Raw genomic sequence first — 13,730 nt, forward strand, 5'->3', positions numbered from 1 at the left:
TCCCATGCCGAACTCAGAAGTGAAACGCGGTAGCGCCGATGGTAGTGTGGCATTCGCCATGCGAGAGTAGGACACTGTCAGGCACCTATTTAGAAGAGGCCTCCCATTCGGGAGGCCTTTTTGCTTTGGGATTTTTTCGATGCAGACCGGCTTCTTTTAGTAAAAATGCTGGGCTGTCAGCGGCTTGCCCGTTACTCTTGGTCAGGTATTGTCGGGAGTCATCGCCAGAGGAGTATGCATGGCCACGTTGAAGGAAATTGCACAGGAGGCGGGGGTGTCCCAGGCCACTGTGTCGCGGGTGCTCAATGAAGATCCGACGCTGAGCGTCAAGGAAGAGACCAGGCAGAAGATCTTCGAGATTGCCGAGCGGCTGGAGTACAAGACCAGCAGCGCCCGCAAGGGGGTGCACAAGAGCAAGCTGCACTTTCTGGCGGTCTATGCCTACCCGCAGAGCACAGAGGTCAACGACCCCTACTATCTCGCCATTCGCTATGGCATCGAGACCCAGTGCGCCCGCTTCAACATAGAGCTGACCCATTTCTACAACGGCGCCGAGGGGCGTGAGCTCTCCGTCGTCGACGGCATCCTGGTCATCGGCCACCTGCCCGAGGAGCGCCTCGCCGCGCTCCACTCTCTCTCTGCCCAGCTGGTGTTCGTGGATTGCCGCTCCCAGGGGGAATTTGACTCCGTGGACGTGGATCTGGCGCTCATCAGCCAGCAGGTGGTGGACTTCTTTATCGCCCAGGGGCATGGCCGCATCGGCTATATAGGGGGTCAGGATGAGGCGCCGGATCTCCGTGAACTGGCCTTCCTCGACTACGGCCAGCGGCTGGGGGTGGTGCAGGAGGGCGATCTCTATCGCGGGGACTTCTCCAGCGCCTCCGGCTACCGGCTGGCCAAAGAGATGCTGGCGGGGGACTGGCCCAAGGCGCTGTTCGTCGCCTCCGACTCCATCGCCATCGGCGTGCTGCGTGCCATCCACGAGAAAGGACTGGCCATTCCCCAGCAGATCGAGCTGATCAGCGTCAACGATATTCCGACCGCCAAGTTCACCTTCCCGCCACTCTCCACGGTGCGGATCCACTCCGAATTGATGGGCTCCCAGGGGGTCAATCTGCTGGTCGAACGGCTGCGTGACGAGCGCGATATTCCCCTTCGGGTACTGGTGCCGAGCCGCCTGACTCTGCGCGGCACAACTCGCTGATTTTAGTAAAATAAAGCCTGTTTTAGTCGCGCCATCTCGTGGTGGTGCGACTCCTTCCCTTCATCATCCTCTCCACTATCTCTCCTGATAAAATCATATACATTGTTTTACAGTGATTTTAGCCATTGTTTGCCTGCATTTATCAACATCCATGCCATCCCTGCCTGCTTTACCCCTTTTATCCTCCGCTTCTGATCTCGCTCACAAAACCATCCAGCCATTGTGATCAGGTTAAAACTTTACCGATCCAAAACTGATTTTTAGTAAATATTTATCTAAGGTTTACCCAGTCAAAGTTGCCTTGTTCCGGGAGGACATGTGAATAACTGGGAAAACGTCCAATTCGTTGGTGAAAACAGGCTGGCTCCGCGCGCCTACTTCTTCTCTTATGCCGACCACGGGCTGGCGGCCACCATGCAGCGCGAGCTGAGCCGCCGTTTTCTGAGCCTTGGCGGCCAGTGGCAGTTCCACTACTTCGACCATCCCCTGCAGGTGCCGGAGGCCTTCTATCACAGCCCCATGAGCGAGTGGGGCCAGATCACCGTGCCCAACATGTGGCAGATGGAAGGGCATGGCCGGCTGCAGTATACCGACGAAGGTTTTCCCTTCCCCATCGATGTGCCCTTCGTACCGACCAACAACCCCACCGGCGCCTATCAGCGCAGCTTCACGCTGAGCCCGGCCTGGGACGGCGAGCAAGTGATCATCAAGTTTGACGGGGTAGAGACCTACTTCGAGGTCTATGTGAACGGCCACTATGTCGGCTTCAGCAAGGGCAGCCGCCTCACCGCCGAGTTCGATATCAGTGCCTACGCCAAGGTTGGCGAGAACCTGCTGTCGGTGCGGGTGATGCAGTGGGCCGACTCCACCTATATCGAAGATCAGGACATGTGGTGGATGGCGGGGATCTTCCGCGACGTCTATCTGGTGGGCAAACCGGCCGCCCATGTGCAGGACTTCTTCGTCCGCACGGAGCTGGCGGACGATAACCAGAGCGCCACCCTGAGCTGCGATATCCAGCTGGAAAATCTGGGAGCGCCCGCCCGTGATCACCGCCTGGTCTGGTCGCTGCTGGATCAGGGCAGCGAGATCGCCAGTGGCTCGCTCGACAATCTTGTCATCGACGGCAAGTGTGATTGCCGCTTCACGCTGGATCTGGCCAACCCCCATCTGTGGAGCGCCGAAGATCCTTACCTCTATCAGCTGCAACTCTCCCTCTACAACAATCAGGGCGAGCTGCTGGAAGTGATCCCGCAGCGGGTGGGGGTTCGTGAAATCACCGTCAAGGATGGCCTCTTCCATGTCAACGGCCACTACCTCAAGCTGCACGGGGTGAACCGCCACGACAACGACCACCTGAAGGGCCGCGCCGTCGGCATGGATCGGGTGGAGCGCGACATCGTGCTGATGAAGCAGCACAACCTCAACTCGGTGCGCACCGCCCACTACCCGAACGACCCGCGCTTCTATGAGCTGTGCGACCAGTACGGTCTGTTCGTGATGGCGGAGACCGACGTGGAGACCCACGGCTTTGCCAACGTCGGCGATCTCAGCCGTATCACCGATGACCCCATCTGGGAGCCGGTGTTTGTGGACAGGATCGAGCGCCACGTGCACGCCCAGAAGAACCACCCCTCCATCATCATCTGGTCGCTCGGCAACGAGTCCGGCTACGGCTGCAACATCAGAGCCATGTACCAGCGCTGCAAGGCGATCGACCCGACCCGGCTGGTGCACTACGAAGAGGATCGCGACGCCGAGGTGGTGGATGTGGTGAGCACCATGTATTCGCGCGTCTCCCAGATGAACTGCTTCGGCGAGTTCCCTATGAGTAAGCCGCGCATTCTCTGCGAATACGCCCACGCCATGGGCAACGGCCCGGGGGGCCTCAGCGAATACCAGCAGGTGTTCGACCGTCATCCCCACATTCAGGGCCACTACATCTGGGAGTGGTGCGATCACGGCATTCTGGATCAGGACGAACAGGGCCGCGCCGTTTACAAGTACGGTGGCGACTACGGCGACTACCCCAACAACTACAACTTCTGCATGGATGGCCTCATCTATCCGGATCAGACCCCGGGGCCTGGCCTGCGCGAATACAAGCAGGTGATCTGTCCGGTCAAGGTGCGCGCGCTGGATCTGACCAGAGGCAAGCTGGCGGTGGAAAACCGCTACTGGTTCTCCACTCTCGACGATATCCGTCTGCTGGTCGAAGTGAAGGCCGAGGGCGAACTGCTGGCCAGCCAGCAAATCCGGCTGGAAGGGGTTGCCCCCGGTGCCACCACAGAGCTGCAGCTCGAACTGCCGTCCCTCGATGGGCGGGAAACCTTCGTCCAGCTGCGGGTCATCAAGGCCACCGCCACCCGCTACAGCGCGGCGGAGCACGAGCTGGGTCAGTACCAGTTCCAGCTGAAAGAGTCGACTCGCCAGTTGCAGTCCTTTGCCAACCCCAACGCTACTGCGCTGCAGATTGCCGACGAGCGCCTCGCGCTGACCTTGAGCGGTAGCGGCTTCGCCCTGCGCTTCTCGCGCCTCGACGGCAAGCTGGTGAGCTGGCAGCAGGACGGTATCGAGCTCATCGAGCGGGCGCCGCGCCTCACCTTCTTCAAGCCGATGATCGACAACCACAAGCAGGAGTACGAGAGCCTGTGGCACCCGAACCACCTGCAGATCATGCAGGAGCACTTCCGCACCTTAAGCTGGCGCCAGCTGGGTGATGCGGTCGAGGTAACGGTCGAGAGTCTGATCGCGCCGCCGGTGTTCGACTTCGGCATGCGCTGCCGCTACGTCTACACCCTGAGCCCGAATGGCCAACTGCATGTGGCACTATCCGGCCAGCCCTACGGCGGTTATGACGACATCATCCCCAAGATCGGCTTCGAGCTGGGTATTCGCCAGGATCTCGATCGGGTGCACTACCTTGGCATGGGCCCGGGGGAGAACTATCAGGACAGCCGCCAGAGCAACTGGATCGACAGCTTCCAGAGCACAGTCAGCGAGATGTGGGAGCACTACCCCTTCCCGCAGGACAACGGCAACCGCCAGCAGGTGCGCTGGGCGACCCTGACCAACCGCCACGGCGCCGGTCTCTACGTGCGGCCCGATGCCCCCATCAACCTGAGCGTCTGGCCCTACAGCTGGGAGCATATCCACGCGGCGCAGCACATCAACGAGCTGGAGCCCTGCGGTTATCTCACCCTCAATCTGGATCACAAGGTGCTGGGGCTCGGCTCCAACTCCTGGGGCTCCGAGGTACTGGACTCCTGGCGGGTGCGCTTCGAGCCGTTCAGCTTCGGCCTGACCCTGCTGCCCATCGCCCGTGGCAACCTCAATCCGGCTGCGCTGGCCGGGCTCGATCTCACCATCAACGGCGGGAGGAACCTCGCATGATCACCCTGGACAACCTGACCCTGTTCAAAAACATCTACCGGGAGGGCAAGAAGTGGGGCCGCTGCGTGGAGGCCATCGACAACCTGGCAAACCTCAAGCCCGGCATTTGCCACTCCATCGGTGACTCCCTCACCTACCGCTTGCAGGAGGGGGCCAGCCCGGCCACCTCACTGTTCGAGGGGCTGCGCCGCTACTTCGACGTCCACTACTACCTGGAAGGGGAAGAGACTGTGGAGTGGGCAGCCAAGTCGGATCTGCGGGTCGAGCAGGCCTATGACGACACCACAGACCGCGAGTGGCTGGCTGGTGAGGTGCGTGAGCGCCAGAAAGTCGGCAATGGTCAGGTGGTGATCTTCGAGAACGATGAGGCTTACCGGTTTGTCGGCGACAGCCCGGTGCGCAAGGTGATCATCAAGGTCACGGTCGAAGGCGGCTACTTCAAAAACAAATAACAAGCCGCTGTTTTTGCACTGATAAAAGCCGGAAGGGCGGGGCTCACCCTACAACTCATGCCCCGCCCTTTCGCGGCAATAACTACAGGTCTGGAGATGCACCATGTCTGATTCCAAACGGAATACGATAGGCAAGTTTGGTCTGCTGTCGCTCACCTTCGCGGCGGTATTCAGCTTCAACAACGTCATCAACAACAACATCGAGATCGGTCTGGCCTCGGCCCCGATGTTCTTTCTGGCCACCCTTTTTTACTTCATTCCGTTCTGCCTGATCATTGCGGAGTTCGTATCACTGAACAAAAACTCCGAAGCGGGCGTCTATGCCTGGGTGAAGAGCTCCCTCGGCGGGCGCTGGGCCTTTATCTCCGCCTACACCTACTGGTTCGTAAACCTGTTCTTCTTCACCTCGCTGCTGCCGCGGGTCATCGCCTACGCCTCCTATGCTTTCCTCGGCTACGAATACATTCTCACCCCGGTGGCGACCACGGCCTTGAGCATGGTGCTGTTTGCCTTTGCCACCTATGTCTCCACCAACGGCGCCAAGATGCTCGGCCCCATCACCTCGGTGACCTCGTCCCTGATGTTGCTGCTGACCCTCTCCTACATACTGCTGGCGGGGACGGCTCTGGTGGGGGGCGTTCAACCGGCCGATCCCATCACGGTCGAGGCCATGATCCCCGATTTCAGCTGGGCTTTCCTCGGCATCACCACCTGGATCTTTATGGCGGCCGGTGGCGCCGAGTCGGTGGCGGTCTACGTCAATGACGTGAAAGGGGGCTCCAAGTCCTTCGTGAAGGTGATCATCGTCGCCGGGATCTTTATCGGCGTGCTCTACTCCATCGCCTCGCTGCTGATCAACGTGTTCGTGCCGAGCGGCACCCTGAAATATACCGGCGGCTCGGTGCAGGTGTTCGAGGGGCTGGCGGCCTACTTCGGCCTGCCGGAGATCCTGATGAACCGCTTCGTCGGGCTGGTCTCCTTCACCGCCATGTTCGGCTCCCTGCTGATGTGGACGGCGACCCCGGTGAAGATCTTCTTCTCCGAGATCCCGGCCGGCATCTTCGGCAAGAAGACGGTCGAGCTGAACGAGAACGGCGTGCCCGCCCGCGCAGCCTGGATCCAGTACCTCATCGTGCTGCCGCTGATGGTGATCCCGACGCTCGGCTCCAACACCGCGCAGGATCTGATGAACACCGTCATCAACATGACCGCCGCCGCCTCCATGCTGCCGCCGCTGTTCATCATGCTGGCCTACCTCAATCTGCGCCTGAAGCTCGACCACCTGCCGCGGGATTTCAAGATGGGCTCGCGCACCACAGGCATCGCCGTGGTGTCGGTGCTGATCGCCATCTTCTCGGTGGGCTTCCTCGCCTCCACCTTCCCGACCGGTGCCGACATCATGACCATCGTCTTCTACAACGTCGGCGGGATCGTGATCTTCCTCGGCTTCGCCTGGTGGAAATACAACAGATACGAGGCCTCCCTCAGCGCCGAGGCGCGGGTGAAAGAGGCCCAGCCGGCGGCGCAGGCGGTCATCCAGCCGTCATGACCCCATCAAGCCGGGTGGCCGCTGGCCACCCGTAAACCCTTGAACCAGAAAAGGAGAAGAGCATGAGCGAGACGATCGAGTTTGCCGAATTCAAACGGATCGAGATGAAGGTGGGCAAGGTGCTGGAGGTGGTGCGCCATCCCGGTGCCGACAAGCTCTATATCGTCCAGATCGACGTGGGTGGCGAGCGGCCGCTGCAGACCGTCACCAGTCTGGTGCCTTACTACAGCGAAGAGGAGCTGATGGGCAGCGAGGTGGTGGTACTGACCAACCTCAAGCCCACCAGGATGCGGGGCGAACGCTCCGAGTGCATGTTGCTCTGCGCCGAGACCCCGGACGAGAGCCAGAGCGTGTTGTTGCAGCCTCGCGTGCCGATGGCGCCGGGCACCCCCATCGTCTGAACCAACGATTGAGCGCCGGTGCCGCAGGGCGGCGCCGGTTTGCCAACGAGGCCGCCCTGGCGGCCCGATCATAACAAGAGAGTAAATGGCGGGGCCGACAGACCCTTGCCGAACACATTCAGAGTCACAGCGTTACCCGCAGGGAGCGCGAGTCCATTGGAGGACATATGTCTGATTCAGTACGCGGCACCATAGGCAAGTTTGCCCTGTTGTCGATGACCTTTGCCGCCGTGTTCAACGTGCGCAACATCGTCAACAACAACATAGAGCTGGGGCTCAGCTCGGCCCCCATTTTCCTGCTGGCCACGCTCGTCTACTTCGTGCCATTCGTCTTCATCATTGCCGAGTTCGTCTCGGCCAATAAAGACTCCGAGTCGGGGATGTACGACTGGCTCAAGAAACCCCTCGGCACCCGTATGGCCTACCTCGGCTCCTTCCTCTACTGGTTTGTGAACCTGTTCTGGTTCGTCTCCCTGCTGCCGAACGTCATCGCCTACGCCTCCTACGCCATGCTGGGGTATGAGTACAGCTTCTCGCCGACCGTCACCTCGATCATCTCCATAGCGCTGTTTGCGGCGGCGACCCATATCTCCACCAAGGGGGCGAGCTGGCTCGGCAAGATTGCCGAACTGGTGGCCTACGGCGTCTTCGCCCTGTTCGCCATCTATGTGCTGGGCGCCCTGATGGCCCTCGGCGGCGACCATGTGGCGGCCCAGCCCATCACCCTGGAAGCCATGACCCCGACCGTCAACTGGGCGACGCTGGGCATCATGTGCTGGATCTTCCAGGCGGCGGGCGGAGCCGAGACGGCGGCGGCCTATCTCAATGACGTCAAGGGCGGCCAGAAGTCCTTTATCAAGGTGATCATCATCGCCGGTGTGGTCATAGGCGCCATGTATGCGCTGGGTTCCCTGCTGGTGAACGTCTTCGTGCCGCGGGAAAGCCTCACCTACGCCGGCGGCATGGTGGAGATCTTCACCGGCATGGCGCAGTACTTCGGGCTCTCCGAGACCCTGGTCGGCCGCGCGGTCGGGGTGGTGCTCTTCATCGCCATGTTCGGCTCCATGATGATGTGGACCTCGGCGCCGGTGAAGATCCACTTCTCCGAGATCCCCCAGGGGGTCTATGGCGACAAGACCACCCAGCTCAACGAGCACGGGGTGCCGGTGCGCGCCGCCTGGTGGCAGTTTGTGTTCGTGTTCGTGATGCTGGTGGTCAACGGCTTCGGCTCCGAGTCGGTGCAGCAGATGATGAACACCGCCATCAACCTTACCGCCGGCACCGCCATGCTGCCGCCCATCTTCATCATGGTGGCCTACTTCGTCTTCCGCTGGAAACACGACGACACCCCCCGCGAGTTCCGCATGGGATCGCGCACCTTCGGCATGAGCGTGGTCTCTGTGCTGATCGCCATCTTCGTGGTGAGCATGAGTGCCTCCGCCTTCCCGGCCGGGGTGGATCTGGTGCGCGCCTTCTTCATCAACGTCTTCATGACCGCCGTCTTCTCGGCGCTGGCCTACTGGTGGATCTCCCGCTTCGAGAAGCGTCAGGCCCGCAAGCTGGCCGCCGGGGGCAAGGTGGGGGACGACACCCTGGCCCGGCAGATCTGAATGCCGGCTGTGGTGCAGCGCGGGTGGCCTCTGGCCACCCGTTTTTTTGTCTCCTCGCCTGCCTTGGTCGCCCTTGGTGTTTAGTTTTAAAGCGCTAAAAACCAACTCGTTTAATTTCACTGAATGCTTGGAGCCGTCGCTCAACTTTGCGCCTCCCTGTGTTCGGGGTAAGCTGGGGTTTCGTATCGAGGGTCGCCGTCAGAGGATGGCCCTCCTGTGCCCTGTCGTCCCCCATCCGGTGCGGGACGCGCTTTCCCTGGAGACTCCCCGTGCGTCTGGATCCCTTTACCTCTGTATTGATTGCCGTGGTGGCCCTGGCCTCCTTCTTCCCCTGCGAGGGCCAGGTGGCCGTCTGGTTCGCGCTGCTGACCAAGCTGGCGGTGGCGCTCTTGTTCTTCATGCATGGCGCCAAGCTGTCGCGCCAGAACCTGCTGGCGGGCCTCGGCCACTGGCGGCTCCATCTGGTGGTGATGGCCAGCACCTTCCTGCTGTTCCCGCTGCTGGGGCTCTTGCTCACGCCGCTGGTGCCGAGTTGGCTGAGCCCGGCCATCTACCTCGGCTTCCTCTATCTGTGCGCCCTGCCCGCCACGGTGCAATCGGCCATCGCCTTCACCTCGATGGCCGGGGGCAATGTGTCGGCGGCGGTGTGCAGCGCCTCGGCCTCCAGCATCCTCGGCATCTTCCTCTCCCCTGTGCTGGTGGGGCTGATGATCCAGGTGCAGGGGGAGGGGGTCGACACCTGGCACTCCATCCAGGCCATCATGGTGCAGCTGATGCTGCCCTTCGTGGTGGGCCATCTGTCGCGGCCCCTCATCGGCTGCTGGGTCGACAGCCATCGGCCGCTGATCGGCAAGCTGGATCAGAGCTCCATCCTGCTGGTGGTCTATGTGGCCTTCAGCGAGGCCGTGGTGCAGGGGATCTGGCATCAGGTCGGCTGGTATGACTTGGCCAGCATAGTGTTGCTGAGCTGCGTGCTGCTGGCCCTGGTGCTCTGCTGGAACGTCTGGATCAGCCGCCGCCTCGGCTTCAACAGGGCGGACGAGATCACCATCGTCTTCTGTGGCTCCAAGAAGAGCCTGGCCAATGGTGTGCCCATGGCCAACGTCATGTTCCCCGCTGCCAGCGTCGGGGTCATGGTGTTGCCGCTGATGATCTTCCACCAGATCCAGCTGATGGTGTGCGCCGTGCTGGCCCGCCGCTACCGCGAGCAGGAGGCCCTGCCCCAGGCTCAGGAGGGGTAAGATGCCCGGATACAAGAGAGGGAGGCCATGGGCCTCCCTCTTTCGTTTGCCGCTCCCTCAGCGTTTGCGCCAGACGGTGAGCTGGGCCACCGTGTGCTGGTGCTTGCGGGCGGTCTCGCGGATGACGAAGGGCACGTCTCTCGGCGGGCACAACTCCTCGAACTCCGCCGCCAGCAGCCGTTGCAGCGCCTGATGGGTGGAGAGGGCCTCGCCATTTTCACGGATGCCGCCGAGCCAGTTCGCCTTGGGGGTGTAGTCGGTCAGCCAGGTGTAGGGGCTGGTGAGCACCAGCAGGCCGCCGCTGCGAAGGCGCGGAGCAATGTCCCGCAGGAAGCGGGCGGGCTCCCGCAGCCGGTCGATCAGGTTGGAGGCGAGCACCAGATCGTAGTGCTCGTACCTGGGCTTGAGGTTGCAGGCATCCCCCTGGCTGAAGTGGACCCGATCGGCCTGCTCGCGGCCCAGATCATGGCGGGAGAGGCGCGCCTCGCAATACTCCACCAGATCCCCCTCCAGGGGCAGGGCATAGCGGAAGCTGTCCTGGCTGGCCAGCGCCAGCGCCACGTCGATGAAGCGGGCCGAGTAGTCCACCCCGTCCACGTGCTGGAAGTGGCGGGCCAGCTCGAAGCTGGCGCGGCCGGTGGCGCAGCCGATGTCCAGCGCCCGCTCATGGCGGCTGCACAGCTCGCTGGCAAGATCAGCAAGCGTCTGGGCGTAGTTGGCCACCCCGAAGTGGGTCGGGCCGTACTGGAAGTCGAGGTATTGCGCCACCAGGGCGTCGGTTTCATAAGGATTCACTGTGATGGCTTCCTGATAGCGTGAGACCAGATAGCGGAAGCCCGCATGCTGGAAGAAGTGGCGGCGGAAGGCGTAGCGGGAGGACCTGAGCGCCTCGTTGCCTGTGCTGATCCAGCTGCCGCCCTTGATGAGGCTGTGCTTGCCATCGAAGGTGGGGGTGGAGAAGTCGTCGTAGAGGGGGTGCACCTTGAACCCCTCGAAGCCGTCGATGGCGGTGCTGGTCCACTGCCAGACGTTGCCCACCAGATCGAAGAAGTCGCCCTGGGGGCAGGCATCCACCGGGCAGGAGGAGGCGAAGCGGGCCAGGTTGATGTTGCCGGGTGCCTCCAGCCAGTCCGGTTGATCCCCGGGCACCTGCTCGCGCAGCAGCGCCCACTCCCCCTCGCTCGGCAGCTGGATGGACAGGCCGGTCTGATCCGCCTTCCAGCGACAGAAGGCGGCGGCCTCCAGCTGGTTCACTTCCACCGGCCAGTCCCAGGGCAGGGGGATCTGTTCGGTCATCAGCCGCAGTTGCAGTTGCTCGGGCTCGCTGGGGTCGCCGACCCAGAAGCTGGGCATGCGCGCCCTGGCATACTGGCACCAGCCCCAGCCCTCGTCGTCCCACCAGGCCCGGGTCTGGTAGCCGCCCGCCTGCACGAAATCGAAAAACTCGGCGTTGCTCACCAGCATGCGGCTGGCCTGGAAGGGGGCCAGCGCTATGTGGCGCTCGCCGTATTCGTTGTCCCAGCCGTAGGTGGCGTCCTGCTTGCCGAGGCGTACCCGACCGCCGGCCACCGGCAGCAGGCTGTTGGCGGGCACCTGGTCGCGCCTGTGGCGGGCCTGGGTGCAGGAGGGCCAATAGGGCTGCGGCTGCACCCAGGCCAGGGGCAGCTGGCGGATCAGCACGCTGGAGGTCTCCAGGTGGATGCGCTCGTGCTCTATGCCCATCAGGATGACCCAGGCCGGGCTCTGCCAATGGATGGGCAACTCGATCGGCATACGCTCGATGAAATCACACACCAGGGCGCGCACGCGGCCGCGGTAGTCGCGCAGTTCACTGACGGCGGGCCAGTCGTAGTGGGTCTCGTCCAGATCGTCCCAGCTCATCTCGTCCACCCCTATGGCCACCATGGCCTCGATGCGGGGATCGAGGCGCTGGTCAATGAGGCGCGCCGCCAGCAGCTTGTTGACGAAGAAGGCGGCGGTGTGGCCGTAGTAGAAGATGAGGGGGTGGCGCAGGGGGATCGCCTTGTTGAACCAGGCCCGCTCGTCGGCCAGGCAGTCAAACAGGCTGTCGTAGAGATCGAAGGTCTGACAGAAGTAGTCGAGCAGCTCGCGGCGCTTGTGCTCGGGATCGTCGCCGCCGAGCAGCGGGGTGCGGGTCGGGGCCGGCAGGCCCTCTGGGCTGGCGAATGGGTGGCTGACTTGGGTCACGCTCTGACTCCTTGTTGGCAGTGACAAATGCACGGTGGAGAGCTCTATACGCACAAGGTATCACTATTGGCTCAACAGACCGGGGCGGCAACCAAAAACTTGCTCCTCCGGCGGCGACTGGCCCTGCCGGCGGGCTGTCTCCCCCCGTTCGGGCATGGTGAGTTTGACCAACATATGGTCTGAATGGCTCTCAAAGATGAGGGATGTGGTGAAGATGAAATCTGATTTTCAGTTTAAAATCATAGTCTTGGTTCTATGGCATGTGGCTTGCAATCGCCCCTGCACCAGGCTGTGCGGACCTAGGGGTCGCGTTTGCCAACACACAACGAGGAGAGTGGCGATGAAATGGATGATGGGAGCCGTGCTGGCCCTGGGGCTGGGTGGTTGCAGCTGGCAGGATGACGTCAAGGTGAGCGGGACCGGGGCTCTGGTTGAGCAGCAGCACCCCCTGGGCCGGGAGGTGACCCGGGTTCTGGCCGGGGTGCCCGCCAATATCCATCTGGTGGCGGGGGAAGAGAGGAGCATCTTGATCCGCGGGCAGGGGAACCTGCTGCCCTACCTGGAGCTGACCGAGCAGGAGGACAAGCTGGAGATAGAGGTGAAGGAGGGCTACCGGCTCGATCCCCCCGAGCCCATCGATATCACCATCACCCTGCCCGAGCTCCATGAGCTGGCGCTGGCGGGCCTGGCTCGCGGCGATCTGAGCGGTTTTTCGGGAGACGAGCTGGTACTGTCGGTGGCCGGCCTGGGGGATATAGTCGCCAGCCAGCTGGCACTGGATCGACTGGAGGGCAATATTGCCGGTGCGGGCAGCCTGGATCTGGGGCAGGGCTCGGCCAGGGAAGTGGAGCTCAACATCGCCGGTGCCGGTGGCGTGTCGGGCGCCCAGTTCAAAGGAGAGGAGGTCGAGGTCAATATCGCCGGCAGTGGCGACGTGGCAGTGAATGCCAGCGCGTTGTTGAAGGTCGGCATCGCCGGCTCCGGCTCGGTCAGCTATCTGGGCAACCCCAGGTTGGAGAGCGAGATCGCAGGGTCCGGCGCCATCTCCCGGGCAGGAAGCTGAGTATCCGGCGCGATGACAGCTAAATAACAGGCCCATGCAGGGCCTGTTTTGTTATCCATGGTCGCGCTGCTTTCTCTCACTCGAGGGGCAGCGCGAGCTCCAGATCCGCATTGAGCCGCATCAGCAGCCACTGCATGCCGGCGAGGTGCTGGTGGTCATGGCTGGCGAGCAGGCGCACCAGACCGTCCAGGGTCACCTCCCCATAGCCGCCATAGCGGGCACGCCGCTGCCAGGCGCTGGAGGGCAGTGCCCTGAGCCACTCCACCGTCTGCATACGGGCGGTGCGAAAGCGGTCGAGCTGCACCGCAGGATCCTGCCGGGGGTAATCATGGTCCAGCGCCAGCTGATAGCCATCGAGGGAGGCGAGCGCCGGCAGGCTCTCTTCCAGGGTACGGCGAAAGCGCACCTGGTAGCCTTGCGTCTCGATGTCCAGCAGGTGGCAGAGGTGCCCCCGGGCGCTGAAGCGCTCTGAGGGGATCCCGGCCCAGTTGGCGGGCTCCCAGTCCAGCTGGTCGGCGGGCACCTGTGCCAGCAGTCGTGCGAACTGGTCCGGCATGGCCAGCAGCGTGGTGAAGATCGTCATCCTTGTCTCCCTGTTCCCTTGTTTAT

10 protein-coding genes and 1 rRNA gene are annotated in these 13,730 nt (G+C 62.5%); 9 read left to right on the forward strand and 2 right to left on the reverse strand.

Annotated features, from left to right (window positions below):
- The 8 genes from rrf to HB860_RS19450 all read left to right on the forward strand — a co-directional run.
- Nucleotides 1-83 (forward strand): 5S ribosomal RNA (rrf, locus tag HB860_RS22395); the annotation flags it as partial.
- 155 nt (nt 84-238) lie between these two features.
- Entirely contained in the window at nt 239-1,204 is a 966-nt protein-coding gene (gene ebgR, locus HB860_RS19420; protein WP_247627660.1) for a transcriptional regulator EbgR, read from the forward strand.
- Between the two features lie 318 nt (nt 1,205-1,522).
- On the forward strand, nt 1,523-4,597 hold the full coding sequence (gene ebgA / locus HB860_RS19425) for a beta-galactosidase subunit alpha (RefSeq protein ID WP_247627661.1): 3,075 nt from the start codon (nt 1,523-1,525) through the stop codon (nt 4,595-4,597).
- Nucleotides 4,594-5,049, forward strand: coding sequence for a beta-galactosidase subunit beta (locus tag HB860_RS19430; protein ID WP_247627662.1), 456 nt, complete (start codon nt 4,594-4,596; stop codon nt 5,047-5,049). The genes ebgA and HB860_RS19430 overlap by 4 nt, the downstream gene beginning before the upstream one ends.
- Nucleotides 5,050-5,152: 103 nt before the next feature.
- A complete protein-coding gene (locus tag HB860_RS19435) occupies nt 5,153-6,598 on the forward strand; it encodes an amino acid permease (protein WP_247627663.1) in 1,446 nt (481 codons plus the stop codon).
- A 62-nt stretch (nt 6,599-6,660) separates the two neighbouring features.
- Nucleotides 6,661-6,999 carry a tRNA-binding protein gene (locus tag HB860_RS19440; RefSeq protein WP_247627664.1) on the forward strand — a complete coding sequence of 113 codons (339 nt, stop codon included), beginning with the start codon at nt 6,661-6,663 and terminating at the stop codon, nt 6,997-6,999.
- Between the two features lie 167 nt (nt 7,000-7,166).
- Nucleotides 7,167-8,609: an amino acid permease gene (locus HB860_RS19445; RefSeq protein ID WP_247627665.1), complete on the forward strand. Its 1,443-nt coding sequence runs from the start codon at nt 7,167-7,169 to the stop codon at nt 8,607-8,609.
- Between the two features lie 269 nt (nt 8,610-8,878).
- A complete protein-coding gene (locus HB860_RS19450; protein ID WP_247627666.1) occupies nt 8,879-9,850 on the forward strand; it encodes a bile acid:sodium symporter family protein in 972 nt (323 codons plus the stop codon).
- A 57-nt stretch (nt 9,851-9,907) separates the two neighbouring features.
- Here the strand turns inward: HB860_RS19450 and ovoA are convergent, their stop codons facing one another.
- On the reverse strand, nt 9,908-12,058 hold the full coding sequence (gene ovoA / locus HB860_RS19455) for a 5-histidylcysteine sulfoxide synthase (RefSeq protein WP_247627667.1): 2,151 nt from the start codon (nt 12,056-12,058) through the stop codon (nt 9,908-9,910).
- 340 nt (nt 12,059-12,398) lie between these two features.
- Here ovoA and HB860_RS19460 point away from each other — a divergent pair, with 340 nt between their 5' ends.
- A complete protein-coding gene (locus HB860_RS19460) occupies nt 12,399-13,121 on the forward strand; it encodes a head GIN domain-containing protein (protein ID WP_247627668.1) in 723 nt (240 codons plus the stop codon).
- Nucleotides 13,122-13,197: 76 nt separating this feature from the next.
- Here the strand turns inward: HB860_RS19460 and HB860_RS19465 are convergent, their stop codons facing one another.
- On the reverse strand, nt 13,198-13,704 hold the full coding sequence (locus HB860_RS19465; RefSeq protein WP_247627669.1) for a DinB family protein: 507 nt from the start codon (nt 13,702-13,704) through the stop codon (nt 13,198-13,200).
- Nucleotides 13,705-13,730: the final 26 nt, after the last annotated feature.

The organism is Aeromonas genomosp. paramedia, from assembly GCF_023093515.1.
Taxonomy (GTDB): domain Bacteria; phylum Pseudomonadota; class Gammaproteobacteria; order Enterobacterales; family Aeromonadaceae; genus Aeromonas.

What these genes read in the sequence shown, in the direction of transcription:
- ebgR (WP_247627660.1), top strand. Translation starts at nt 239, where the DNA reads ATGGCCACGTTGAAGGAAATTGCACAGGAGGCGGGGGTGTCCCAGGCC.
- HB860_RS19430 (WP_247627662.1), top strand. Translation starts at nt 4,594, where the DNA reads ATGATCACCCTGGACAACCTGACCCTGTTCAAAAACATCTACCGGGAG.
- HB860_RS19435 (WP_247627663.1), top strand. Translation starts at nt 5,153, where the DNA reads ATGTCTGATTCCAAACGGAATACGATAGGCAAGTTTGGTCTGCTGTCG.
- HB860_RS19440 (WP_247627664.1), top strand. Translation starts at nt 6,661, where the DNA reads ATGAGCGAGACGATCGAGTTTGCCGAATTCAAACGGATCGAGATGAAG.
- HB860_RS19445 (WP_247627665.1), top strand. Translation starts at nt 7,167, where the DNA reads ATGTCTGATTCAGTACGCGGCACCATAGGCAAGTTTGCCCTGTTGTCG.
- HB860_RS19460 (WP_247627668.1), top strand. Translation starts at nt 12,399, where the DNA reads ATGAAATGGATGATGGGAGCCGTGCTGGCCCTGGGGCTGGGTGGTTGC.
- HB860_RS19465 (WP_247627669.1), bottom strand. Translation starts at nt 13,704, where the DNA reads ATGACGATCTTCACCACGCTGCTGGCCATGCCGGACCAGTTCGCACGA.